The organism is Gluconobacter roseus (assembly GCF_046058915.1).
Taxonomy (GTDB): Bacteria; Pseudomonadota; Alphaproteobacteria; order Acetobacterales; family Acetobacteraceae; genus Gluconobacter; species Gluconobacter roseus_A.
Window position 1 is genome coordinate 1,782,023 of the sequence record NZ_CP175538.1, and the last position, 24,066, is coordinate 1,806,088.

General features: G+C 61.9%; 19 protein-coding genes, 1 tRNA gene, 1 pseudogene and 1 riboswitch. Of the genes and pseudogenes, 5 read left to right on the top strand and 16 right to left on the bottom strand.

The genetic code is table 11. The annotated features are described in order from the left end of the window. Positions 1-106: 106 nt before the first annotated feature. From ACJ2A4_RS08335 to ACJ2A4_RS08355, 5 genes are all read right to left on the bottom strand, one after another. On the bottom strand, positions 107-3,517 hold the full coding sequence (locus ACJ2A4_RS08335; protein ID WP_408872470.1) for an AAA family ATPase: 3,411 nt from the start codon (positions 3,515-3,517) through the stop codon (positions 107-109). Then, entirely contained in the window at positions 3,517-4,755 is a 1,239-nt protein-coding gene (locus ACJ2A4_RS08340) for an exonuclease SbcCD subunit D (RefSeq protein ID WP_408872471.1), read from the bottom strand. Before ACJ2A4_RS08340 ends, ACJ2A4_RS08335 begins: the two co-directional genes overlap by 1 nt. A 50-nt stretch (positions 4,756-4,805) precedes the next feature. Next, positions 4,806-5,309, bottom strand: coding sequence for a DUF892 family protein (locus ACJ2A4_RS08345; RefSeq protein ID WP_408872472.1), 504 nt, complete (start codon positions 5,307-5,309; stop codon positions 4,806-4,808). 155 nt (positions 5,310-5,464) lie between these two features. After that, a complete protein-coding gene (locus tag ACJ2A4_RS08350; protein WP_408872473.1) occupies positions 5,465-7,963 on the bottom strand; it encodes a TonB-dependent receptor in 2,499 nt (832 codons plus the stop codon). Between the two features lie 224 nt (positions 7,964-8,187). Beyond that, positions 8,188-8,955 carry a hypothetical protein gene (locus tag ACJ2A4_RS08355; protein WP_408872474.1) on the bottom strand — a complete coding sequence of 256 codons (768 nt, stop codon included), beginning with the start codon at positions 8,953-8,955 and terminating at the stop codon, positions 8,188-8,190. A gap of 159 nt (positions 8,956-9,114) precedes the next feature. Next, a riboswitch (cobalamin riboswitch) is annotated at positions 9,115-9,324 on the top strand. Between the two features lie 106 nt (positions 9,325-9,430). Between ACJ2A4_RS08355 and ACJ2A4_RS08360 the strand changes: the two genes are divergently transcribed. From ACJ2A4_RS08360 to ACJ2A4_RS08375, 4 genes are read left to right on the top strand one after another with little or no spacing between them, the layout of a single operon-like run. Then, positions 9,431-11,428: a TonB-dependent receptor plug domain-containing protein gene (locus tag ACJ2A4_RS08360; RefSeq protein WP_408872475.1), complete on the top strand. Its 1,998-nt coding sequence runs from the start codon at positions 9,431-9,433 to the stop codon at positions 11,426-11,428. A gap of 28 nt (positions 11,429-11,456) precedes the next feature. Next, positions 11,457-12,290 (top strand): ABC transporter substrate-binding protein, encoded by an 834-nt coding sequence (locus tag ACJ2A4_RS08365; RefSeq protein WP_408872476.1) that lies wholly within the window; start codon positions 11,457-11,459, stop codon positions 12,288-12,290. Then, positions 12,287-13,273 (top strand): iron ABC transporter permease, encoded by a 987-nt coding sequence (locus tag ACJ2A4_RS08370; RefSeq protein ID WP_194688495.1) that lies wholly within the window; start codon positions 12,287-12,289, stop codon positions 13,271-13,273. Before ACJ2A4_RS08365 ends, ACJ2A4_RS08370 begins: the two co-directional genes overlap by 4 nt. Before the next feature lie 10 nt (positions 13,274-13,283). Next, on the top strand, positions 13,284-14,054 hold the full coding sequence (locus ACJ2A4_RS08375; protein ID WP_408872477.1) for an ABC transporter ATP-binding protein: 771 nt from the start codon (positions 13,284-13,286) through the stop codon (positions 14,052-14,054). Here ACJ2A4_RS08375 and ACJ2A4_RS08380 read toward each other — a convergent pair. Then, a complete protein-coding gene (locus tag ACJ2A4_RS08380) occupies positions 13,979-15,001 on the bottom strand; it encodes a bile acid:sodium symporter family protein (protein ID WP_408872478.1) in 1,023 nt (340 codons plus the stop codon). The two genes, ACJ2A4_RS08375 and ACJ2A4_RS08380, sit on opposite strands and share 76 nt — an antisense overlap. A 97-nt stretch (positions 15,002-15,098) precedes the next feature. Between ACJ2A4_RS08380 and ACJ2A4_RS08385 the strand changes: the two genes are divergently transcribed. After that, positions 15,099-17,039: a glycoside hydrolase family 32 protein gene (locus ACJ2A4_RS08385; protein ID WP_408872479.1), complete on the top strand. Its 1,941-nt coding sequence runs from the start codon at positions 15,099-15,101 to the stop codon at positions 17,037-17,039. A gap of 50 nt (positions 17,040-17,089) precedes the next feature. Here the strand turns inward: ACJ2A4_RS08385 and ACJ2A4_RS08390 are convergent, their stop codons facing one another. The 10 genes and pseudogenes from ACJ2A4_RS08390 to ACJ2A4_RS08435 form a co-directional block, all read right to left on the bottom strand. Beyond that, entirely contained in the window at positions 17,090-18,097 is a 1,008-nt protein-coding gene (locus ACJ2A4_RS08390) for a DUF6624 domain-containing protein (RefSeq protein ID WP_408872480.1), read from the bottom strand. Positions 18,098-18,172: 75 nt separating this feature from the next. Next, positions 18,173-18,802: a DUF1269 domain-containing protein gene (locus ACJ2A4_RS08395; protein ID WP_408872481.1), complete on the bottom strand. Its 630-nt coding sequence runs from the start codon at positions 18,800-18,802 to the stop codon at positions 18,173-18,175. A 115-nt stretch (positions 18,803-18,917) separates the two neighbouring features. Beyond that, positions 18,918-19,379, bottom strand: a complete 462-nt coding sequence (locus ACJ2A4_RS08400; protein WP_408874136.1) for a hypothetical protein — start codon at positions 19,377-19,379, stop codon at positions 18,918-18,920. A 126-nt stretch (positions 19,380-19,505) separates the two neighbouring features. Beyond that, positions 19,506-20,045 carry an energy transducer TonB gene (locus ACJ2A4_RS08405; protein ID WP_408872482.1) on the bottom strand — a complete coding sequence of 180 codons (540 nt, stop codon included), beginning with the start codon at positions 20,043-20,045 and terminating at the stop codon, positions 19,506-19,508. 175 nt (positions 20,046-20,220) lie between these two features. Then, positions 20,221-20,296, bottom strand: a tRNA-Phe gene (locus ACJ2A4_RS08410). A 60-nt stretch (positions 20,297-20,356) separates the two neighbouring features. After that, entirely contained in the window at positions 20,357-20,536 is a 180-nt protein-coding gene (locus tag ACJ2A4_RS08415; RefSeq protein WP_225198185.1) for a DNA gyrase inhibitor YacG, read from the bottom strand. Continuing rightward, positions 20,533-21,575, bottom strand: a pseudogene (locus ACJ2A4_RS08420) (ribonuclease E/G). The gene ACJ2A4_RS08415 and the pseudogene ACJ2A4_RS08420 overlap by 4 nt, the downstream one beginning before the upstream one ends. After that, the gene (locus ACJ2A4_RS08425; RefSeq protein ID WP_408872483.1) at positions 21,572-22,228 is read right to left on the bottom strand and encodes a Maf family protein; all 657 of its coding nucleotides are present in this window, start codon (positions 22,226-22,228) and stop codon (positions 21,572-21,574) included. The pseudogene ACJ2A4_RS08420 and the gene ACJ2A4_RS08425 overlap by 4 nt, the downstream one beginning before the upstream one ends. 13 nt (positions 22,229-22,241) lie before the next feature. Continuing rightward, positions 22,242-22,460 carry a translation initiation factor IF-1 gene (gene infA, locus ACJ2A4_RS08430; RefSeq protein WP_007282896.1) on the bottom strand — a complete coding sequence of 73 codons (219 nt, stop codon included), beginning with the start codon at positions 22,458-22,460 and terminating at the stop codon, positions 22,242-22,244. Between the two features lie 195 nt (positions 22,461-22,655). Beyond that, a complete protein-coding gene (locus ACJ2A4_RS08435) occupies positions 22,656-23,954 on the bottom strand; it encodes a DEAD/DEAH box helicase (RefSeq protein WP_408872484.1) in 1,299 nt (432 codons plus the stop codon). Between the last annotated feature and the right edge of the window lie 112 nt (positions 23,955-24,066).

The window sequence follows — 24,066 nt, forward strand, 5'->3', positions numbered from 1 at the left end:
AAGGGAAATAGCCACATTGTATTTCATACTGTGTCGTCACCGGGTGCCATTTGATGGCACAGACCATATTAAAAGTCTTAAAAGTAAAAGTTCTTTTAAAATAAGATTATAGTTCGGTAATACACGCAATCTGTTTTGATTGATTTAAGATATACCCATGGTGGGTAAAAAATAAAACCTGCGTTTTCTCTGAAATTTCGGCCAGAATCTTCAACCCGGCTGCCGTCCGTTCTTCATCGAACGTCACGAATAGATCATCGGCCAGGAAAGGCAGACGGATTCCACGATCCAGTGCCTGCTCCACCGACGCCAGACGCAATGCCAGATAAAGCTGATCGCGCGTGCCCTCGCTCATGGCATGCACCGGCACGAGCGCCGTGTTCCCAGGCCGGCTCCCTGCCAGCACAAGCCCGTCCGATCCTTCGTCTTCCGTCGCCAGTCCCGTATAACGCCCAAGCGTCAGGCGCGAAAACAGATCCCCGGCCCGTGACAGCAGCGGCCCATGCGCCTTCTGCCGCCCCTGCTCCACCAGACGTGACAGCATCAACTGCTGGAGCCTGAGCGAGACATAACGGCTGGCCCGCTCGGCAATTTCCGCCTCTGTCTCCTGGATTTCCTCGGCCGTTTCATGCACGCCCCGTGCAGTTTCCAGCTCGGCCAGAGCCGCCCGCGCCTTGAACAGGCGCTCGTCCACTTCCGACCTGCGGGCATTCAGCGCCGCAGTCTCCGCTTCGATGGCTTCGAATTCCTGCTCAAGCTGCGCCGGATCCGTCCCGCGTGCTTCTTCAAGCAATGCCTCGAGTGGTCTGCCATTTCCCGCCTGCCGGATCTGCTCCCGCAGTTCGTCCCGCTTTTCACAAAGCCCGGCCCTGTGCCGTGCCTGCGACAGCGCGGTATGGAGATCATCATCCGGCCCAATTCCCAGCATGGATCGCACCGGCATCAGTTCCGCCTGAAGCGCCGATATCTGCACATCGGCCTGAGCAATTTCAGCCTCAACGGCATTTCGCTGCTGCACAACAGCCTGTCGCTTGCGTTCGCGCTCGAGTTCCCGCGTCAGGAAAGCCTCAAGCTCCACTGCATCGCGTTGCCCATAGCGCTGAAGGAAAACCCCAAGCGCATTGCGGAAAGCTGCAATATCGCGCGCTTCGGAATCCTGTTCCTTCCGCTCGTTTTCAAGCCGTTCCTGGATCGTGCGCGCTTCCCGCACATCCTGCAGGTCAACCCGCTCTGCCCGGCCCGGATAACGGCATCCGTGACATGCAACCGTCCAGTCTTCTTCCCACTGTGCCTGACTACGTTCCAGTTCGGACAGCATCGCCCGGTCTCGTGTCAGGGCCTTTTCCAACCGGACACGTTCCGCCTGCTGCGCAGCATGATGCTGCGCCTCGGCCTCGTCACGCTCCAGAAGGGATGCGGCCTGCCGGATCTGAACAGCCAGCCGGTCTGACGTGCAGCCCTTTATAAAGACGCCCAGCCGCCGGCTCATCTCATCCCGGCTGGTCTTTGCCAATTCAAGCTGCATCCGCGCGACCTGCAACGCATCCTCGGCTGCCAGTGCCGCCTGACGCCGCGTGATCCAGACCTGAAGCTGCGCAGGCGGCAACACCGGAGCACCCAGCGTCTCCAGCAGCGCCGCCCACGCAGTTCTGCGGCGATCCAGTTCCGCCTCTGCCTGCACAACCCTGCGCCGGGCTTCGTCAGCCCTCAGCACAAGATCCTCACCTTGACGCACCAGTGCCGCCAGTTGTGCAGACTGCTCGGCATGGGCATGACGCCGGTCCGCCAGACTGTCCGCATTCTGGATCAGAACGCCAAACGCCTCCCGCATCGCAGGAGCCGGACAGGTTTCGGAACGGAATTGCTCTTCCATGTCCTGCCACAGACGGTCGCGTTCCTGACGCGCTGCCAGAAGCTGTTCACGGGAAACGGCCTGTCCATCTTCTTCCAGCCGCCGACGCTGCTGCGCCAGTTGCGCCGCAGCCGTTTGCGCCGCTTGCTCCTCGTCCAGCGCGCCGCGCCGCTGCTCTTCAAGTGCTGTCCACAGCCGGATTTCTTCTTCAAGGCCTGCGAGGTCGGGCACTGCAAGAGCCGTCAGCTCACCACGGCGATCCCCGCACTTCGCCGACCATGGCAACAGCGCCCCATAAGCCGCAGCTGTCAGGTCCTCCTGCCGCGCAACCTCCTGCGCAAGACCGTCGATGCGCTCATCAACCGGACCAAGACTTCTCGCCTCATCCAGTTCCAGTCTGAACAGACGCAACCGCTCCGTACCGGAATGCTCTTCCATCCCCGAACCAGCCACAGGATGAAGGCCATCAAGAGCCTGCTCCGTGTCCCGAAGCCGTGCCCGAAGACCCTGCTCCTGCGTCTGCAGCAGAACACGGGCCTGAAGCCGCTGATCCAGATCATCCAGCGCGACCAGTGCGGGAAGATCACCCGGTTCACATTCATGCCGCGTCCAGAACTGTTCCAGCCAGATCCCGTCCCGCGTCATGCGTGCCTGACGTTCTCCAACCGCTGCTTCCAGCCGTTCAATAAGAACACCTTTCGCCAGAAGTGAACGGATATTTTCATGATCCCCAAGGATCGGATGTGGCTCACCGAAAGATTTTATTTGTTCTGATACTGCACCAATCTTTTGCCGTGCAATCGATGCAGCATGTTCATCCCGGCGCAGCGTCTCAAGGATTTTTTCAATCCGACTGCATTCCTGAATACTCAATTCCCACGCAGGGAACTGCGCAATTTCCGTTTCTATATCGATAAGTTTCTGAAACGGAACAGATGTCATTTTCCGTCGTGAATTATTTCTGCGGCGCACGCCAAGGTCCTGAATTGCGCGCTCACAGAGAGCTTTTTCTGTTTCTGATTGGGAAAGTTCCCTATTCGAAATTGATAGCTGCCTGGCTGTTGTCGTGTCATTGCGCAGGGTCTTTTGCAGCTCCGTAAGTTTTGTGCGCGCCTGCTGCAAAGCCGATTTGGAAGAGCGATATTTCCATTGCGAATTGACATCGTCCTGAAGGGAGGATGCCAGTTTCCCGACCCCCTCAAGCCCCAGCCCAGCCGCAAGGATCTGGAGCCCCGCATCGTCTTTCAGACGGCGCATTTCCTCGCCGCCTTCGCGCAACCGCGCATGATCCAGTGCCCAGGCCGCTTCGAAGCCCTTCGTATCCAGCCCGCCCAGCCAGGTCCGCAGCGGCAGATCGTCCAGAGCGGTTTTATCGTCCGCCGCATATAATGTCTGGTTTCGCCCGCGCCGGCGAATACCTTCGAAAACCGTCCCGTCTTGTTCCAGACACGCCCCGACCCGCAGCAATGAGGCGGCCGTCATCCAGTCTCCGGAAATATGATGCGGAAATCCGAACAGGAAATCCCGGATGGCGTTGAGCGTCGTCGATTTTCCGGCCTCGTTGGGACCATAAATGACATGCAGATCCCGCGCGCCTTTGGGAAAGGTCAGCGTGGCATCCTGAAACCCGCCATAGCGGAAAAGATCGAGACGATCGAAACGCATTATTCCGTCTCCCCCACCAGTCGAGCCCGCAAGGCTGCCCGTGCCTGCTCAAGCGGAAACTGGCCGCCCGCCATCAGACTGTCCCGCTCCACACAGGACGGCAGAGCAGAGAAAAATCCTTCAAATGCCTCGGGCAGGGACGCCAGAAAATCCTCATCCTGCATCAGTCCCTCAAGCGCCAGATCCAGCTCCCGCGTCTCTGCAACACTAGTCCGATGTACCGGTGCGGTTGTCTCGTTCCGGATTTTTTCCAGTGCGATCTGCGCGGTCCCATGCGCCAGCGAAACCGCGATACTCCGCAGATCCTCTTTCCAGGCATGGGAAGCACATAACCGGTCATGCAATGCGCTCTGCCCGGTCAGCACAATCCGCGCAATGACAGTCCGCCCCTGCGCTTCGGCAAGCGCCTGCTCCATCTCACGCCGCGCGGCGGCAAGAACCGCCTCCATCGTCTGCATGTCACTGACATCCAGTTCAAGCTGGCTCCAGCGCACCACATCGCAATCGACAAACGTCACGGACCGGACAGATCCGTCCTCGACATCTACAAGCGCGCAGCCACAGGCCCCGGTCTCCCGCGCGTGCCGTCCCTGCAGCACGCCCGGAAACACGATCCACGGATGCTCGCAGACGATTTCGCGCGCATGGACATGCCCCAGCGCCCAGTAATCATACCCCTTGGCCGAGAGCGTCTCGACGGAGCAGGGGGCATAGGTCTCGTGCTCCCCATATCCCGAGAGCGACGTATGCAGCACCCCGATATTGAAACACCCCGCCACCGGCGCGGGATAGGCGCGTGTCATGTCCTGCGTGACATGCCGGTCCCGGAAACTCTGCCCATGCAGCGCCACACCCAGTTCGGGCCAGTGCAGCGTCTGCGGCGCATCATAGGAGAAATGGTCGATCCCGTCCGGCAGCGGCAGTTCGCGCGCAATGACCGACTGGGCATCATGATTGCCCGAAAGCGTCACGACCCGGATGCCCACCTGAACCAGCCGGCTCAGCGCCCGGACCATGTAAAGCCCGGTTCCCACATCCTGCCAGGTTCCGTCATACAGATCGCCAGCCAGCACGACGAAATCGACTTTTTCGGTGAGTGCCGTCTCGACCATCCGGTCCAGCGCGCGCCGCGTGGAGCCGCGGATTTCCGCTTCGGGAAGCCCCTCGTAACGGCTCAACCCCCTCAGGGGGCTGTCGAGATGGATGTCAGCAGCATGAAGGAAGCGGAATGAGGACATGCCCGAAGTTTACGCCCTCACGGATGTCTTGCAAGCCGCGTTGAGCCGCTTCAGGCCGCCGCCAGATACTGCGCCACGATTTCCGGCATCAGCCCTTCAAGCGCCCCGGCCGCCGCTATTTCCTCATCCTTCAGACAGTCCAGCGCGGCCGCGTCCTGCGCAAAGCCAAGCTGCCGTGCCAGCACGATCAGCACCTGAAGCGAGGCGATCTGATGGGCGCGATACCCGCTCGCCGCCAGCACGTTCTTCAGAACGTCATGCTCCTCACCCCCATGCAGCAGCCCCGAGACGGTGCTGAGAATGGACGAGACGGTCTCATGGGGAACCGGGGCAGGGTGTCCGTGCCGGGACAGAAGGATCGTGATCTCCCGCGCATGGCTCCGGCCCATCGCCAGATCCTGCTCCATCCGGCGGCACAGCCCCGGATACTGCTCACACCCCGGCAACTCGGAAAGCGCCGTCTCGATGGCCTTGGAGTCAATGGACAGGTGATCCCGCAGGGCATCCAGATAGATGTCCAGAGCTGATCTGACTGCCGTTTTCGTTCTGCCCACCGTGGATCCTTTTCATCTTTGGCGTGGTCTTAAATGGCCATATTGCCGGGTGGAGTGCAAGTGCGCAGAGCCTTCCCGGCCGGGCGTTCCCGGTCATGAAAAACCCCATGCCGGAGACCGGCATGGGGTATTCAGTTCCAGCGGGTTCCGAAGGATCAGAAACCGGCGCTGATGGAACCCGTCGCGGCGAACGGAGCCGCGATGGCATAGGTTGGTGCCGTGCCGCGGACCGTGGTGCCGAAGATGCCGCGTGTTGCTACGGCATTGGTCTGCAGGCCGAGTGGGAAGCCGAGATAGTGCTTGTCCGTGATGTTGGTCAGGTTGAACTTGATGTTCGGTGCCTGCAGGAAACCGACATTCTTGAAGCGGTATCCGACCGAGATGTTCATCTTGACGTAACCGGGAATGTGTTCGTCGTTCATGAAAGTGGAATACTGCTTGGCGACATATTTCAGGCTGTAGGCGCCGAACAGGTTGCCGTCATCATAGTCGAGGTTGAAGCCGACCTGATATTTCGGGGTTTCAGGCGCGAACTTTCCGCTGGTCGGCAGATAGTCGATATATTTGCCGCTACCGCCGCGCAGGTTGCTGGTCGTGCGTGCATCGACATATTCGAACGAAGCGTAGGGGCGGATATGATAGAAGATCGGCCGCGTTCCGATTTCCGCATCGATACCGTTCGTGCTCTGGCCACCGGCATTGATGTTGCCCGTTGCGTAGTTGCTGCACGTCTCGTTCAGACATTCACTCTGCGAGAAGAAGCGGTTGGTGAAGTTGTAGTGGAAATACGTGACCGAGGCCATGACCGTCGGACCCGTATAACGCCAGCCTGCTTCCTCGGAAATGGAGATTTCCGGTTGCTGGTTGGCATTGCCCTGCGTGGAATATCCGCCCGGCTTGTAATAGGTCCCAGCGTCGAACAGGGAGTAGTTCGTCGGCATGCGGAAGTTGGTCGAACCGGAGATGAAGACCTGCATTTCCGGATTGATCTGGTAACGGATCGAGGCCGTTGGCAGGGGCTCGTAATACGTCTTGTTGATGTACGGTCCCGTTGAGGTGTCGGGCAGCATGTTCTGCGCATCGCGGGTGACGATGGCGTATTTCAGGCCGCCTTCGATGGTCAGCTTGTTGTGCAGCAGGGACAGGCTGTCGCCGATGAACATCGTGTGGACGCGCGTCTGCGTCAGGTTGGCGCGGTACTGGTAGGTCGTGCCATTGTTGAACACATAGTTCGGGCCACCACCCCAGACTTCCCAGGGCGTGCCATCAGAACCGATGCCCGTGGCAGGGGCGCTCTGGATCTGCTTGGAATACTCGAACCAGTAACCGACCATGAGGCGGTTGACGCCGGTGGTCAGGGTCAGCTTGGTTACGGCGCCCGGACGATACGTCGTCGTGATGGACGGTTCATAAAGCAGCGTCCCCTTGGCGACGGTCTTGCCATCCAGCGTGCCGTTCATGGACGTGGCGCCCCAGCTTGTGGGTGCGGCATAAGCCCCGCCGCCACTGCCGCTGCCGTACCAGAAATACGGGGTTTCGGTCAGCACCAGGTGATCTGTCAGCTTGAAGGTGGACGGGGCACTGGCATAGATGTTGGTGAACGGGTTCTGGTGGAACTTGTAGTAATCGGCGTCGTTCGCCGTGGTCTTGCCGGTCGGGTCCTTGTAGACGCCGTTATAGACCGTGTTGGAAACCGTGGTCCCCGCTGCATTCTTGTAGGATGCGACGTACTTGTCCTTGACGCCAAGTCCGTAGGCGTCCCACGACGCCATATTCACGGAGCGGTTCAGGTAGTTGTACAGACGGTTGCCGACGATCGCGAGAGAGACGCGGTTGCCGTCACCCCAGTCGTTCACGAACTTGGCTTCGGCATGCAGCTTGCGGTTCGTCGCCATGGAGTGGACGGCATCTTCGGTCGCGTAGGAGCCGGAGAAATAGGCGCGCAGGTTGGTCTGGCCGATCTTGCCGGTGTCGAGGCGCAGGAAGCCGCGGGTGTAGGCGTACGACCCGTAGGAAACGTCGAACGCGCCGCCCTTCTTCATCTTCGGATCGATCATGTACATGTCGACCACGCCGCCTGTGGCGCTCAGATGCGGGCTGTCGAGATCGGCGGAACCCTGTGCGAGAGCAACCTTGCGCAGGTTCTCGGAATCCACGATTTCCTGGGAATAGGTCTGGAAGGAGCCGACGTCGTTGATCGGGAAGCCTTCAAGCGTGAAGCCCATCTGCGTCTGGTCGAGACCGCGGGCGCTCATGTGGCTGCCCGTCAGACCTGCCGGATCGGAAGACGAAACGTTTGCGCCCGGAAGCAGCGCGATGAGCTGCATCGGGTCCTGACCAGGGGCCTGCTTTTCGATGTAGTCGCGGGAAATGGCGGAAACGGACTTTGCCGCATCCTGTTTCTGCATCAGACCACCACCGACATCGCGGCGTGTTACACCATCGAAATAGGAGCGGTGACCGCTGACGGAGACATGTTCTTCATGTTCGTCTGTTGGAGCCGTATTGCCCATCATGGACGGGGCGGCGGCAGCAGCGACTTTCGTGGGACCCTTCTTGGTGGAAGGGGCCGTGCTGTCTGCAGGGGCGGCAAATGCCGACACCGTACCAAATGCAAACAGGGCCGAAGTCGAAAGCAGGCGAGCAAGGCGCATCGTATTGTTGGTCTTTCTCGGTCAGGTGAACTTTCAACCGAGAAAAAGCATGAGTGCCGGCTCTATTTCAATCAGATGTAGAGTGATACAGTATGACATGAAGGGGGTATGGCAATTTAGTCACATTTCGCTGATCTAACGGCGCGAAAGGGCAGGTAACTCCCTGCGCATTGTGACATTTGGAAGACATGACCCGTTTTTCTGGGGGCGATCGTTTCAAAAAGTCATCCTGCGGGACGCAGTGCTTCGTCTGCGCTGTAGATCTCTCGAATCCTTTTCGCCTGCGCGGCCGTGGGGACGACATCGTGGCTGTTGCCGTTCAGATGGGGAATGGTTTTGCCCTTCAGGACAGGCACCAGATCGGGCAGGGACGAAATCCGGTCCATCGAAAACAGCTGATCGACGGCAAGCCGGCCATTACGGTCGCAGACATACAGGGTCTGCGGACGGAACACATGGTCCATCTCGTAAACGGACGAACAGGATTCCACGTGGTCGATGGCATGGTCCAGCGTGTGGAACGAGCGGTAGAGCGCGTTGACGGCAGGATGGATTTTCACCCGTGACGTGCCGCCACGACGGGCAAAGGCCCATGCGGAAACGAAACGCTTCATGGGATCGCGCCAGATCGCGAAGCTGGGAAGGGTCCGGCACAGATCGGGGGCGACATGATTATAGTAGCGCCAGGTCTCATGCATCATGATCCCGCCATACAGCAGGTCACAGATCGAGGTCCCGCCGTTCTTGGGAACATGGATGAACAGCGCCCCGGCTTCGCGGATGCGTTCGATCCGCTGAAGGCGTTTGCGGCCCAGCGGCAGGCGCAGTCTCAGATCGGCGGCACGGGCATGGACGTCATTATACTGCTGGACCCGGAAGGTGCTGCACAACAGGCGCTGGGGAAGACCGGGCCCCTCTGCTTTCATGCCATCGCGTCCTGCCGGAAGGTCGCGGTCCTGGTGAACCGTCTGGGCAGCAGAATGGGTCGTCATGATCGTGTCCTGATCCTGTATCCGATGGCAGGAACACTGACGTCCGGGGATATTCGAGGCAAAGGCCGTATTGTAACAGAATGAAAGCCATGTTGCAGAGTTGTGCGGTATCAAATCAGCCAGAAATGGATGTTTGTGTTTGACTTGTGTCGCCCGGGGCGCTTCATGACACCTGACGGTGCCCGGCCTGCCGGGTGAAAAGGGAACGCAGTGCAAAACTGCGGCTGCCCCCGCAACTGTAAGTGCTGACTGTCGCTCCGTAACGGGCGAACAGTACGGCTTCAGGAGAGAACCCACTGGCCCGGTGCCGGGAAGGGGCCTGAGACCGGAGCGCGAGCCAGGAGACCTGCCGTCAGCATGAGTTGTCCGAAGGACGGTCCGGGCGGGGTGCATCGGAACGCCGGGTCAGGCCCTGTCACTGCGGGTCTGCCTCCTTCTTGAGGGCGACGCAGAACGACGAGACATTACTATCGCCATGCCCCGTATTTCCTGCCTTCTTTTCGCGACGAGCATGCTTGTCGCCGTTCCCGCGCTGGCGTCCGTCCCGGCCCAGGAACCGGCACCGCCGCAGAAGCCCAAGGCACCCCCGGCCGTTCCCCGGACGACAGCCACCAGTGCCCCGCAGACCACTCCTGACGCCGTGACCGCCACCGTCCCGGAGACCGTCACCGTAACGGCCAATCGCATCCCGCAGGACATCAGCAAGGTCGGCTCGCAGGTTACGGTTGTGACCCAGCGTGACATTGAACTTCTGCAGCGGCGCGACCTTGCGGACCTTCTGGCGCGTGAGCCGGGCCTGAACATGGTGCGCACGGGCGGCCCCGGCGGGACGGGGTCGATCTTCATGCGCGGGGTCAATTCCAATGAAGTGAAGGTGCGGCTGGACGGGATGGACATCAATGATCCGTCCACGCCGGCCGGGGCATTTGATACGGCGCAGTTCCTCACCGATGGTCTGGCCCGGGTGGAAATCCTGCGCGGACCGCAGAGTGGTCTTTATGGTGCAGATGCGATGGGCGGCGTCATCGACATGACGACCAAGCAGGGGCAGGGACCGCTGCACGGTTTTGTCCGTCTTGAAGGTGGCAGCTATTCCACCAAGAACGAGACGGCCGGGTTTTCAGGTTCGCTCCATCGTTTCCACTATATGGTTGAAGTCTCGCATAACCATGTCGGCGACTATCAGGCCGTGCCGAAAGCCATCCGCGCGCAGGTCCAAGGCCATGATGTCGCGTCCAACCGCAACGACAACCGTACGGCCAATGTACGCCTCGGCTATGACGTGACGGACAATTTCGATCTCGGCTTTACGGCCCATCTGACGCAGGCGGATTACGAATACGTCGCCGACGATTACAGCTCCTACCCGGCGCTGCCGTCAGCGCAGCAGAATGAGAGCGATCTCAAACAGGCCATCCTGCGCGGCACCGCACACATGAAATCCTTCAAGGGCGTGTTCGAGCAGACGCTGGGTGTCGGCTACATTACCTATCGCCGCCATGACATCACGGCTGGCGATCCGGAAATCGCTTCAAACCGCGGCGATCGCCTGAAGGTGGACTGGCAGGGCCTGACCCATCTCGGCCATAACGGCTCCTTTCTCGTGGGTTACGACTATATCCGTGAGCGGATCATGACCCCGGTCTCGGCCCAGACCACGACGAACGCCGCCTGGGGGCAGCTCGAAGGCCACTGGCACGATATCCTCTTCGGCTCGGCCAATATCCGCTATGACAACAATTCCCGTTACGGCAATTACGTCACCTGGCGTGTCGCCCCTGCCGTGAAGATCCCCGGCACCGGCCTGACGCTGAAGGCCAGTGGCGGCTCGGGCTTCCACGGCCCGTCCCTGAACCAGCTCTTCGTCAGCTACCCGGCCTATTACTTCTTGGCCAATCCGAACCTGCGGGCCGAGCGTCTCCTGGGTTTTGATGCCGGATTTGAAGAGCGTCTTCTGGACGGCAAGCTGACCTTCGGCGCCGATTATTACGGCAACCATGTCCGCAACCTCATCAACACGGCACTGTCGGGCTACAACTACACCTATGTGAACGTCGCCCGCGCCCAGACGCATGGTGTGGAAGCCTTTGTTGATTACCGCATCATCAAGAGCGTGGATCTGCGCGGCACCTATACCTGGACGGATGCGTCGGATCGCAGCACGGGTGCGGCCCTGGTGCGCCGCCCCCGTCACAAGGCCACGGCCAGCGTCATCTGGACGCCGACCAAACGCCTGAGCATCACGCCGAGCCTGCTCTATGTCAGCGGCTGGCACGATCTCGACCGTTACACGTCCATGAGCACGATCGGTCATGACTACGTCACGGTAAACATCGCTGCGGAATACAAGCTGGCCGATTTCGTCACCCTGTTCGCTCGCGGCGACAATCTGGGGAACCGGTATTATGAAAACCCGGTCGGCTATCTCCAGCCGGGCCGATCCTTCTATGGCGGTGTGACGTTTGGCCTTTAAGGCGTTCCTTCACGCCCTTTCAGCCCCGATGGCAGTCCTGCTGCTGTCGGGCCTGATGACGGGTGCGATCGCTGGATCGGCCTGTGCCGGTCCGGTGCGGACCCGTATCGTTTCCCTGAACCTGTGCACGGACGAACTGCTGCTCGAACTGGCAGACCCGTCCCACATCCTCGGTCTCAGCCCCCTGGCAACGGACTGCGCGGAATCCGTCCGCTGCGAGGTGGCAAGGACCTACCCCATCCAGCGCCCTGACGGCGAAAATCTCGTCGTCACCCATCCGGACGTCGTGCTGGACGGAACATGGCACCGCCCGACCGTCCCGCTCGTGACCAATGCCCTGCATGTCCCGTTCGTCCAGCTTCCGTCCATCGCCTCCCTTGCGGATATTCCCACGCAGATCCGCACCGTCGCCCACGCCATCGGCGAGGACGCGCGCGGCGACGACATGATCCGCGCCTTCGCGGAGCGTCTGGAAAGCCTCCATCCCACCCATCCGGACCAGATCCTGACCGCCACGGTCATCGGCGCGAACCTTGCGGGAGAAGAGGGCGGCCTGATTTCCGATCTGCTAAAGCGCGCCGGCTTCCGCCTGTCCGCTTCCGAACGCCCCGACGGCACCATCGCGCTCGAAACACTGATTGCCCATCCGCCCGCCCTGCTGGTGACGGGCATGATTTCCGAAGGCGCGTCTCTGGCGGAAGATGTCGTGCATCATCCCGCCCTGCGGGACCGTTTCACGGGCGCGCATCTTCTGGCACTTCCCGGCCGCCTGACCATGTGTGGCACGCCCGACACTCTCGATGCACTGACCGCCCTGATCGCCGCGCATGACCGTCTGACTGGTACGGAGCCCTCGCCATGAGCCGCTACACCCTGACCGTCGCCATATTGAGCGCCGTGGTTCTGGCTCTCGCCATCCTGTCACTGGCCGCAGGCCCGGCGGGGATCGGCGTCGTGCAAGGCCTGTCCGACATGCTGCATGGCCGTGAGACGATCGCCGCCACCATCATCGGCCAGATCCGCCTGCCGCGTATGATCCTCGCTTTGCTAATCGGCGGAACGCTCGGCCTGTCGGGTGCGGCGCTTCAGGGACTGGTCCGCAACCCGCTCGCCGATCCGGGCGTGCTGGGCATTTCGGGCTGTGGTGCGCTCGGAGCCGTGCTGGTTTTTTATACCGGCGTCTCGGCAGTCTGGGCGCCCGCACTCCCGCTTGCGGCCCTGTCCGGCGCCGGGCTAGCCACGCTGCTGCTTCTGGCCCTGACCCGAGGCGGTACGCTCGTTCTGGTGCTTGCTGGTGCGGCGCTGGGCTCCATGAGTGCCGCGCTTCTGGCCCTGACGCTCAATCTCGTGCCAAGCCCCTATGCGTCTTACGAAATCATGCACTGGCTCATGGGCTCCCTGTCCCGCGCCAGTTTGCATGACGTGCTGATTGCCACACCCGGCCTCCTGATCGGCTCGGCGCTGCTGTTCAGTACCGGACGCTCGCTCGACGCCCTGACCCTTGGCGAAGATGTTGCCCAGACGATGGGCTTCCCCCTGCGTGCGGTGCAGTGGCGCGTCGTGCTCGGAACGGCGCTTGCGGTCGGCAGCGGCGTCGCCGTGGCGGGCGGCATCGGCTTCGTCGGCCTCGTCATGCCGCACTTGCTGCGCCCACTCGCCGGAGCCCGCCCGTCGCGCCTTCTGCTGCCATCCGCACTCGGGGGCGCAGCGCTCCTGCTGGCCGCGGACCTGTTCGTACGCTTGCCCGTCAGTGGTGCCGAACTGCAACTCGGCGTCGTGACGTCCCTGATCGGAACGCCGGTCTTTTTCTGGCAGGTCTGGCGCCTGCGCGGACGGCCGGTATGAGGAGCGCACCATGATCCTCCAGACAGACACGATCAGCCTGACGCTTCTGGGCAACAGACTGCTCAATGATATTGCGCTCGATGTGCGTCCCGGCGAAGTTCTCGGCCTGATCGGACCTAATGGTGCGGGCAAGAGCACGCTCCTGCGCATCATGGCCGGACTGCTGCGCCCCGAGACCGGCCGCGTCCTGCTGGACGGACAGGATCTGTTCACCATGCCGCCCGAAGAGCGCGGCCGCCATCTGGCCTACCTCCCGCAGGAAGCGCCTGCTGCCATCGGCATGAGCGTGCGGGATGTCGCAATGCTCGGGCGCCTGCCTCATCGCCGCACGGCCTCGGCGGAACAGAATGAAACAGCCGTGCAGCAGGCTCTCGATGCGGTCGGGATGAGCGCCTTTGCCGACCGCTCCTCCGCCCGTCTCTCAGGCGGCGAACGCGCCCGCGTCCTGCTCGCCCGCGCGCTGGCGGTTCAGGCCCCCATTCTGCTGGCGGACGAACCCGTCGCGGCACTCGATCCGGCACAGGCCCTGACGGTTATGGACCTGTTCGGGCAGTACGCCACGCAGGGTCAGGCCGTCGCTGTCGTCCTGCATGATCTGGCGCTCGCGGCCCGCTTCTGCACGCGCATCGCGGTCCTGTCGCAGGGGCGTCTCGTCAGCATCGGCACGCCCGCCGAAGTCCTGACGGACGCTCTGTTCGCCGAAGTTTACGGCGTGGCCGTGCGCCGCTGCGGCGAGGTCGCCGTGCCCTGGTCGCTGGTGTCGAGCGCCCGACGCCCATAACGCCGCGCCAGCAGCGTGCAGGTGAAGAGCTGGATCTGATGATAGATCATCAGTGGCAGCACAATAATGCCGACCGATGCCGCCGGGAAAATGACGCTCGCCATCGGCACGCCTGACGCCAGCGATTTCTTCGAGCCGCAGAACTGGAGCGCGATCTTGTTCTCCGTCGTCTGCCCCAGCCCGTCGCCCATCAGATGCGACAGCACCAGAACCAGCGCCAGCATGAAACTGTTGAGCAGCGCCACTTCCAGCAAATGCGCGCCCGAAACCCGGTGCCAGATCCCTTCGACCACGGCCGAGCTGAACGCCGTATAAACGACCACGATAATGGACCCGCGATCGGTGAATGAAATCAGGATCTTGTGTTTCCGCACAATCGGCCCAACCCATTTCTGAAGGATCTGCCCGAGCGCAAACGGAAGCAGAAGCTCCTTGCCCACATCGAGCACGGATTCCAGCGGCGAATGTCCCGCGCCCATATGCCCGAGCACCACGCCCGTCAGCAGCGGCGTAAGCGCAATGCCCGCGATGTTGGAAACCGTCGCCGCACAGATCGCCGCCGGAACATTGCCCTTCGCGATGGAGGTCAGCGCGATGGAAGACTGCACGGTGGACGGCAGACAGCACAAGAACAGGATGCCCGACCACAGTTCCTCACCGAACAGCGCATCCGGAAAGACTGTCCGGAACAGAAGATGTAGCCCGATCCCCAGCAGCGGAAACAGCGCGAACGTACACAACAGTACGCTCCCCTGAAGCTTCCAGTCCTTCACGCTGTCCACGATGGCATGACGTTCGAGCTTTGCGCCCTGGAAGAAGAACATGAACGTGATGAGGATCGTCACGACATGCTGGAGAATGTGCTCCATCTGCCCCCGGCAGGGCAGGAAAGAGGCCAGCGCGATTGCGGCGATGAGGGACAGGAGAAAGGGGTCGAGACGCTTCATGCCGCACTATGTCCGTATCCGGGCCGGACATGCAACGTCCTGCCCCGGGCTCACGCCCGCTCTTTTGAAAACGGGCGTCTCATGTATCCTGTCCGTCATGACAGACCATAATGACCTGCCAGTCCCGGGCCGCCGCCGCGCCCTGACATCCCTTCTTGCCGCCGGAACCGTTGCCGGCACCGTCGGCAGCAGCCTGCGTCTGACGGGGAATGCTAGCGCCGCCGATGAACCGCCGAAAGACGCGCTCACGCCTCACGGCCATCAGCCGAGCAATGCGCATATCGAACCCGCCGATCAGCCCGGCGCAAATAACAAGCCTGTCATCCGCACCCAGAGCGACTATTTCTATCGCCCCTCCATTCATTTCTCGCCGCCTACCGGCTTCATGAATGACCCCAACGGCCTGATCTTCGACGGCCAGACCTACCATCTCTATTACCAGTACGACCCGACCGCCCCCTACGCCGGACGCGTCCACTGGGGCCACGCCACCAGCACGGATCTCTACACCTGGCAGGACCAGCCCATCGCCATTGACCAGACGGCAGCGGGCGAGGCCTATACCGGCTGCGTCGTGCTGGACCGCAACAACGTCTCGGGTCTTTTCCCGCCCCGCAAACCGGAGGCCGCCGCTGCTCCTCCGGCGACCCCGACGGCCACGCAGGCCGCCATGCAGGCGCTCGCCCCGGAACTGCGGAAAACCACATCTGACACGCCTTACGCGCCCGACAAAATGCCCGCGCTCGGCCCGAATGAGTCCGCCCCGTTCGGGTCGGTCTATGCCCCTTCAAGCAGCGCCGAAACCCATGCCGCCCCGCCTGCGCTCCCGCCCATGCCCGGCGGACTGGTCGCGATCTACACGCGCGCCACACCGCAGAGCCAGACGCAGTACATCGCCTGGAGCCCCGATGGCGGCCAGCATTACATCGACTACGACCACAACCCGATCCTGAATATCGGCGTCAATTCCTTCCGCGATCCCAAGGTCTTCTGGCATGAGGCCAGCGGCAAATGGATCATGGTCGTGGTCAGCGCGCGCGCCCACAAGGTGCTGTTCTACGGCTCCATCGACCTGCTGCACTGGATGCATCTCAGCAGCTTCGGCCCGGCCGGTCTGTTCGGCGTGGACTACGAATGTCCCAACCTGATCGAACTCGACATCGAGGGTGAGGAGAAAGGCAGGCGCTGGGTCCTGTTCGTCTCCGTCAATCCGGGCGGCCCGCTGGGCGGCAGCGTCACGCAGTATTTCGTGGGCGATTTCGACGGTGAGCGCTTTACGCCCGACAACACGGTGATCGGCCTGACGGACTTCGCCAAGGACAGCTACGCCATGCAGGTCTATGACAGCATGCCGGACAACAAGGCGGTCTATTTCGCCTGGTTCGGCAACTGGCAGTACTGCGAGGAAGTCCCCAACCGGAGCTGGCGCGGCCTCATGACGCTGCCGCGCCGCATGTCCCTGCGCCGGGATGAAATGAACTGGCTGCGTCTGGTCCAGCGCCCCTACGGGCTCGAAGCCTTCCGGGGCGAGAAAATCCCGTTCAAAGTGGACCGTATCGCCGCCCAGAGCGGTGTGCAGGTTGCCCTCCCCACCGGCACGGTCATTGAACTGCTCCTGATCGTCACTGTCGATGAGCGCAGCAACCCGCAGCCGGACGGCGAACAGGGCCGTGCGGGCCGCTTCGTCATCGTGTTCTCAAACGGGCAGGGAGAGTCCCTCTCCATCGGTTTCGATGCTTTTTCAAGCCAGCTCTGGCTCGACCGTGGTGACCTGCACGGCTTCTCCCAGCCCTTCTTCACGGAGCGTTTCTCCACGCCCCTGATCGCCAACAGCCGCCGCTTTTCCCTGCGTCTGGTGCTGGATGCCTGTGCGCTGGAACTCTTCGCCAATGACGGCCTCTCGGTTGCCACGGCCCTGGTCTTCCCTGCCAATCCGCTGACAACGCTGGGCCTTCAGGCCACCAATACCGGTGCGACAATCGAAGAACTGGCGCTGTATCCGCTGCGCAAGACCATGGACCGTCCGACGGCGTTGTGATGCAGGGCGCTGCCCTGCACCCGGAAGGGGGCTCGCCCCCTTCACCCCTTTTAGCAATGGGGTGGCAGATAGGTGAGGTAGGTGGCTTCCGAGAACAGCCCCATTTCCGCCCGCCGTTTGTCCAGCGTCTTCGGATCGTCGCCGCCCGCATCAAGCGAACGGGGTGCATAGTGATGGTTCTGGCACGAAAGCTGGGAGCCATAATGCTGCTTGCCTGTCGTCGCCAGCATGACCCGGTCTGTCAGCAATGCATAATCCGGCCTGGCGAATTTGCCAGCGCGCGCATAGGGCGCAAGCTGATGCAGCGCTTTGGCCTGAAAGGCCGGATCCTCATCGGCATGCTGCACTATCAGCCAGACCATTTTTGCGGTTCTCGGTCCCGCCTTTATCACGGCTGACCATCCCTTCGTGTCCAGCAGATGCCGCACCCAGTGACTGTTGTCCCAATCCACATCTTCAAATCTGTGTACAGTACGGTTTTTCAGCATTCTGAGTGTATCGGCATCAACGCCTGACAGAGTGTCTAATGTTTCCATCCCAAGGGGCCCCCGCCAGGCCTGATCAGGAATGATGCGTGCTGTGGCCTCTTCTTCGAGCGTGTTCTCTTCTGCCCCCTGAATGGCATTGACTGAAGCCGTGATCCCGGCCTCGTAAGTCTGGAAATAGGGAAGGCTGCGGGACAATGCTGTCCGGAATGCCTCCCAATTCGCAAAACCTTCCGGCGCAGAGATGACGTTAAGGATCTGCGAACACAGCCGGTCCTGATAGCCGCGATCTTTCGGAACGGACGCGATAATCCCGAGCTTTTTCAGCTCCGCATCCTGCACGAGTGCCGCATCATGCATGCAGGCCCTGCCATAAGCCTTAATGGCCTTCCAGTCCGCGACCTGCTGCGCGGTCGCACCCGGAAAAGCACCCCGGACAAACCCGTAATTGCCGGGCTCGAAACTGCCGTCATGAAAAAACGGCGCCAGAATGGGCGGCGGCGCAGGAGCCGCGGATGCTGCTGCAAACGCGCCCAGACCGGCCAGCAGGAAAAGCATACGAAAACGGGCCATCGTGACGACATCCTGTAAGGAAATGTTTCGTCACGATGGCCCGCATCAGAGGGTCAGATCAAGACCGTAACGGTCTCAGCCGCCCGTGATCTTGTTCTTCAGATTGTGAAGGCTGGTCGAAACCTGCTTCTGCCACTCGCTCATACGGTCGTGCCATTCGGTCGAATGCTGCTGCACGAGGACGCGCTCGGCCTCCGCTGCCGCAGCGGCCTGGGCCTTCTGCTGGGCCAGAACCTCGCGCTCCACGGCCTCGATCGGCCGACGCAGCACCAGCGATGCACCCAGCGACGCCGCCAGATCGTCCACGACCTGCGGCACATATTCCTGAACCGTCGCGATCACGGCCGTCGTTCCCACGGGAATGACGGAAGAAATCTGCGCCAGAAGACTGCTGCGGATTGCCGAATCCTCAACCGACAGGCTCGATCCCACAAGCGCGCCCATGGATGCCCCGAGCAGCACACCCAGCGGCCCAAGAAGAAGCCCGACCAGAGACCCCAGAAGTGTTCCGTTCAGAACCTGTTCGCCGGAAGACCCATCGGCCCAGTTATCATGAATGGTGATGTTGCCAGCCGTACCGCGCTCAACGACAGCCTCGTTGATGACAACCAGCTTCTGATCCGCAGCCCGTTCACGCAGTTCGGAAAAAGCCTGGAATGCCTTGCTCTGCTCGGTGAAGGAGAGAACAAGAATATTGGTATCCATGATCTGTCATGCTCCGCACCCCCGCAGAAAACCGACGGAAGAGGCAGGGCATGCGGGGGAATATCCTGCCTGGACTCGCAGCCCCTGAAAGGAGCCGCGACCGGAGGACATCAGATTAGTTGCTCAGCGTAAAGGTCAGGCCCTGTGCACCGGCAGCCAGACGTGCACCTTGCGTCGAACTGTCGATCTTGATGCGCACACCATTGCTGTTGGAGAGAACAGCGCCTCCCAGACCCTTGTTCAGAGTAGCCTCACCTGCAAGAGAGCCGTAGCTGCCATCGAAATCATGCAGGTTTTTCAGGTTATAGACGGTTCCTTCGGCCTTGAGGGCCGAGTAGCCGACAGCGGCAATGTTCCCGCCAGTCACCTTGAAATGGTAGGTGCGATGGCCATAGGTCAGGGTGCCGTCACCCCAGGTGTAACCGACGCCCACATCGGCGGAGCGTGCGGAAAGCGTGACGTGTCCGACCGGAGTGCCAAGCGTATCTTCAGCACGGACGGCAGGGGCTGCGACAAGACCCGTTCCGAAAAGAACGGCTGCAAGGGCGACGCCACGGCGGCTGATATTGGAAGACATCATGGAACCTTCTGTCTGTTTTCATAGTCAGGCCCTGCGGGTGGAAACCCGTGTGACACTGACGGTTGAAAAGACAACGCCCTCGCCCCCGGTTCGGATGCATTCAAAGGGACATTCATGTTCCTGCTATCGGTCACGGACCTTGGGGATGAGGAAGTTGAAGTGCATCCTGTAGTGTGAGCTGACGGGATGGCCGTTTCTCATTGCAGGGAAATAGGACGCCTGAACCACATAGTCGCGTGCGGCCTGATTCAGTTTCGCGTAATGCCCTTCCCGGACCAGACAGTCATGGGAACGGCCCTGTGCATCAATCGTACAGGCCACCGTGACATGATCTTCGATATGCCGGTCGATCATGGCCTGAGGATAACGGGGCATTCCTGAAACGGCGCGGTTGAGGCGGGCAGCGCGGGTGTTGCCCTGATGGTCTGATATGGCGAAAAACCTGCCCGGACCGATGTTCAGATGGGCGATCTGCGGCACCAGAACAGCAACCTGAAACAGACAGATGCAGAGCAGGGGTAGCAAAAACCAGACTGGCGGCTGGCGACGTCGCCCGTTGGCATCAGTCTCGGGACAGGGCTGGAGTTCGGGCTGAGGTGCCTGCTCCGGTTCCATCCGGGGTGGAAGGTCCGGGTCGTGATGCCGGGAAAGGGGATCGTCCATTTTTCGGTTCCCGATATCTCCGGGCGCGAGAGATGAGGCCTGTTTCAGACGGCGATGGCCTGCCCGGCGCCATCATGGAAGATCAGGCCATCAGAACGCCAGACAGAATCGCGCCACGACAGAGCAGCCATTCGCGTAAAGCGCTGATCAGATAATGATTTTTTCAGGGGAAAAATGGTGCCCAAGGGCGGAATCGAACCACCGACACTGCGATTTTCAGTCGCATGCTCTACCAACTGAGCTACTTGGGCACCGAGCTTCAGGGCGGACCCTGTTGCGGAGATGGGGTTTAGCTGATGATTGAGGCGGGATCAACCCTCCCTGTCGCGATATTCGTCCTGTTCTTCATCATTGTCCTGACGGAAGGACGGAACGCGGTAAGTCCCGCTGAACCAGCGGCCCAGATCGACATCCGCGCAGTGACGGGAGCAGAAAGGCCGGAACTGCGGATCGGTGGGGCGATGGCAGATCGGGCAGGTGGCGTTGCTCATGACAGGCTCCAGCTTGCGGGTGGGGCATTGGGATCAAGGACAAGATCGAGCGGCCGGGCGCGGCGGGATGTGAAATCCGCCAGAGCATCGGGATCGTTTTCCAGCGCCGTGACGAGTCCGATCGAGGCGGTCAGCGTCCGGCCGGGGCGGTTTTCGCGCAGGATCGTCCTGAGGATGGACAGCGCCTGTCCATGTGGGGAGGACAGGAGTTCATGCAAGGGGGACGGCGGCGCGGGCGCGTCAGTTCCAGCAGGCCGGACGGTGTGGCGCCGAGAACGTCTGGTTTCAGGGGATCGCCAGCCAGAGCCTCACGCAGGAACGGCACCAGAGCCGGGCGTTTGCGCGTCTTCACGCCCGCCGGGTCTACCAGAATCGTGCCTGAGAGGTTCCGCAGGCGGATCTGTCGGACCAGTTCAGGGAAGGCTGCGACATTGCCCTTGAAGTCCGGGGCGCCAGTGCTGTCGAGGTCGATGGCGACGAGAGCGGGGGTCGGAAAGATGCTGGCGGTCAGAAGGCCCAGATCGACTTCGGGGCTGCCGAGGCTGTCGAAATCCGCTTCCAATGCGCCATCGAAGGCCTGCTGGCAGCGCTGAAGACGCGGGCGCAGCCGGACGGGCATTTTTGCCGCAATGCCTGGGTCGTCCACGAAAATTGGAGCCTCCGGATAGCGGTCCGCCAGTTCGTCGAGCGGGGTTGGTCCGCGTTCGAGCAGCTTGGGTCCGGAAGGTGCCTCAGTGGGCATGTCCGCCCGGCGCAGGCGCAGGCCTTTGCCGTTCTGGGCGGCGCGACTGACGCGGGCTGCGGTCAGGGCCCCTTCGATCAGGGCTTCGCGGGTGGAGAGAAAGCCGCTCTGGCCATCTTCGAGCAGGACGAACGCTCCCCCCAGAGCGGGAGCGGCTTTCTGAACGCGGACGACGTGCCAGTCTTCCAGACCATCCGGGCAGCCGGGACGCCAGATGGCAGCATCCAGCAATGTGTCATGGTCCGTGATGGCAATCCGCACTTCGCCTGGAGAACAGGCTGCGCGGATTTCGGTCATGCGATCCAGCCACCCGAAGGCTTGCCGACCGGCTGCCCGCGCAGGAGCTGGGCCGTTTCAAACAGGGGCAGCCCCACGACCGCGGAATAGCTGCCGCCGATCTGGCGGATATGGGCGGCGGCGGCGCCCTGGATGGCATAGCCGCCCGCCTTGCCCTGCCAGTCCCCCTGCGCGATCAGGGCATCGATCTGCGCGTCCGTCAGGCGATGGAAGATGACGGAGGTTTCCACCAGCCGTTCGCAGGGCGTACCCGCAGGCCATCCCGCGCTCGGGCGCAGGACCACGGCCGTCAGGACCTTGTGGCGGCGGCCGGAGAGCAGCTTCAGACAGGCGCGGGCCGTCTTTTCGTCTTCGGCTTTCGGCAGGACTCGCCGGCCGACGGAAACCACCGTATCCGTGCCGAGGACGAGGGCGGCATCCGTGCGCTGCGCGGCCACATGCTCCGCCTTCTGGCGGGCGAGGCGCTGCGCGAGCGGACGCGGCAGTTCGCCGGGGCGCGGTTCTTCGTCGATATCGGCGCTGACGACGGCGTCGGGCACGATGCCGATCTGTTCCAGCAGGCTCAGGCGGCGCGGGGAGGCGGAGGCCAGAACGAGCTTCGGACGGTCCGGAAGGCCGGATGACCCTTCTGCGGAAGACGGGGAGGCGGTCATGCGGCGGACTGTCTTACTTGAAGCGGAACGTGATCCGGCCCTTGGACAGGTCGTACGGCGTCATTTCGACGTTCACGCGGTCACCGGCCAGAACGCGGATGCGGTTCTTGCGCATCTTGCCGCTCGTATGGGCCAGGATGGTGTGCTCGTTGTCGAGCGTGACGCGGAACATGGCGTTGGGGAGCAGTTCCATGACGGTGCCGGTAAACTCGATCAGGTCTTCTTTTGACATGTGAATCCTTGCTTCAGGGACAGGGTAATGATCTGCGCGCGGCAGTGGCTCCGGTGCGGAGCCAGAAAATCCAGCCCGCTATGTGCGGACTGTCAGCCCAAAGGTCAAGCATGACCGGTCCCTGTCGGGGGATTCTTGCGGTTTTTTGGCACTCTCGCGTCGTGCGGCCCTCTCAGGCAGCACGACGGGATCTGTTCAGGACGCTTTGGCAGCCGCCGCGGCCCGGGCAGCCATCTTTTCCTCTTCGGTCCAGACGCGGCGCTCGCGCACCTTCTGCGGCTTGACCTGCTTGACCGGACCGCCGCCGAGCACGGGCGGGCGCATGGTGGAGTTCCGGGCCTCTTCCGAGTGCCATTCATGGCTGTCGTGAACGTCCAGCGTCCGGCCGATCTCACGCTCCACGGCGTGCAGCCAGGCGCGCTGTTCGGCGTCGCAGAGCGTGATGGCGAAACCGCTGCGACCCGCACGGCCCGTGCGACCGATCCGGTGCACATAGCTTTCCGGCAGGCTCGGCAGATCGTGGTTGATGACATGCGTGACGGTATCGACGTCGATGCCGCGGGCGGCGATATCGGTCGCCACCAGAACCTGAACGTCACCTTCGCGGAAGGCGTTCAGGGCGCGCTCACGCTGACCCTGCGACCGGTTGCCGTGCAGGGCCTCGGCCGTGATGCCGGACTCCGTCAGGAAGGTGCAGACGTCGTTGGCGATGTTCTTCTGCAGCGTGAAGACGACGGCCTGACCGATGCCCGGCGTCCGGAGCTGCGCGAGAAGGGCCGCTTTCTTGTCGGATGCGTTAAGGAACATGACCGACTGCGCGATCCGGTCCACCGTGCTCGACGGCGGTGCGATCTCGACCTTGGCCGGGTTACGCAGAAGGCTCTCGACGAGGGCTGCGATGGATTTCGGCATAGTTGCGGAAAACAGCACCGTGTGCCGGTCTTCAGGGAGCGTTGCGACAATGCGCTCGATCGGCTTGGCAAAGCCCATGTCCAGCATCTGGTCGGCTTCATCCAGCACCAGCGCTTCAAGCTGCGACAGATCGCACAGGCCTTGTTCGATCAGGTCCAGCAGACGTCCTGGGGCAGCGACGATGATGTCCACGCCCTCTTCAAGCGCCTTGACCTGATGCACCTGACTGACGCCGCCGAAAATCGTCGTGACGCGCACCGGCTGGTGACGGCTGAAGCTCTCGAACCCGTCCGCAATCTGGGAGACCAGTTCACGCGTGGGTGCCAGAACCAGAACGCGCGCGCCGTTCTTGGGCGCGGGACGGGGCGTTGCGGCGAGGCGGTGCAGCAGGGGCAACGCGAAAGAGGCCGTCTTGCCGGTGCCGGTCTGGGCCAGACCGAGCAGGTCACGGCCTTCCAGCAGCAGCGGGATGGACTGGGCCTGAATGGGCGTAGGCTTGACATAACCCGCTTCGTCCAGCGCGCGGAGGAGGGTGGGCGCAAGGGCGAGATCGGCAAAAGCCTGGGCAGAAGTTGGGGACATGATGAAGCGGCGCCTCCGGCGCTGAGTAAAGCTGCGCCTGATGGGGCTTCGCGGATTCAGAAAACGGGCTTGTACGAATGATGCCTGCCGCCGTCAACGCAACGAAAGAGCG

Bases quoted from the DNA above. Each gene is read 5' to 3' on its own strand.
- ACJ2A4_RS08340 (WP_408872471.1), bottom strand. From the start codon at position 4,755: ATGTCCTCATTCCGCTTCCTTCATGCTGCTGACATCCATCTCGACAGC.
- ACJ2A4_RS08335 (WP_408872470.1), bottom strand. From the start codon at position 3,517: ATGCGTTTCGATCGTCTCGATCTTTTCCGCTATGGCGGGTTTCAGGAT.
- ACJ2A4_RS08380 (WP_408872478.1), bottom strand. From the start codon at position 15,001: ATGAAGCGTCTCGACCCCTTTCTCCTGTCCCTCATCGCCGCAATCGCG.
- ACJ2A4_RS08350 (WP_408872473.1), bottom strand. From the start codon at position 7,963: ATGCGCCTTGCTCGCCTGCTTTCGACTTCGGCCCTGTTTGCATTTGGT.
- ACJ2A4_RS08360 (WP_408872475.1), top strand. From the start codon at position 9,431: ATGCCCCGTATTTCCTGCCTTCTTTTCGCGACGAGCATGCTTGTCGCC.
- ACJ2A4_RS08395 (WP_408872481.1), bottom strand. From the start codon at position 18,802: ATGGATACCAATATTCTTGTTCTCTCCTTCACCGAGCAGAGCAAGGCA.
- ACJ2A4_RS08405 (WP_408872482.1), bottom strand. From the start codon at position 20,045: ATGGACGATCCCCTTTCCCGGCATCACGACCCGGACCTTCCACCCCGG.
- ACJ2A4_RS08425 (WP_408872483.1), bottom strand. From the start codon at position 22,228: ATGACCGCCTCCCCGTCTTCCGCAGAAGGGTCATCCGGCCTTCCGGAC.
- infA (WP_007282896.1), bottom strand. From the start codon at position 22,460: ATGTCAAAAGAAGACCTGATCGAGTTTACCGGCACCGTCATGGAACTG.
- ACJ2A4_RS08385 (WP_408872479.1), top strand. From the start codon at position 15,099: ATGACAGACCATAATGACCTGCCAGTCCCGGGCCGCCGCCGCGCCCTG.
- ACJ2A4_RS08435 (WP_408872484.1), bottom strand. From the start codon at position 23,954: ATGTCCCCAACTTCTGCCCAGGCTTTTGCCGATCTCGCCCTTGCGCCC.
- ACJ2A4_RS08375 (WP_408872477.1), top strand. From the start codon at position 13,284: ATGATCCTCCAGACAGACACGATCAGCCTGACGCTTCTGGGCAACAGA.
- ACJ2A4_RS08365 (WP_408872476.1), top strand. From the start codon at position 11,457: ATGGCAGTCCTGCTGCTGTCGGGCCTGATGACGGGTGCGATCGCTGGA.
- ACJ2A4_RS08415 (WP_225198185.1), bottom strand. From the start codon at position 20,536: ATGAGCAACGCCACCTGCCCGATCTGCCATCGCCCCACCGATCCGCAG.
- ACJ2A4_RS08400 (WP_408874136.1), bottom strand. From the start codon at position 19,379: ATGTCTTCCAATATCAGCCGCCGTGGCGTCGCCCTTGCAGCCGTTCTT.
- ACJ2A4_RS08355 (WP_408872474.1), bottom strand. From the start codon at position 8,955: ATGACGACCCATTCTGCTGCCCAGACGGTTCACCAGGACCGCGACCTT.
- ACJ2A4_RS08370 (WP_194688495.1), top strand. From the start codon at position 12,287: ATGAGCCGCTACACCCTGACCGTCGCCATATTGAGCGCCGTGGTTCTG.
- ACJ2A4_RS08390 (WP_408872480.1), bottom strand. From the start codon at position 18,097: ATGGCCCGTTTTCGTATGCTTTTCCTGCTGGCCGGTCTGGGCGCGTTT.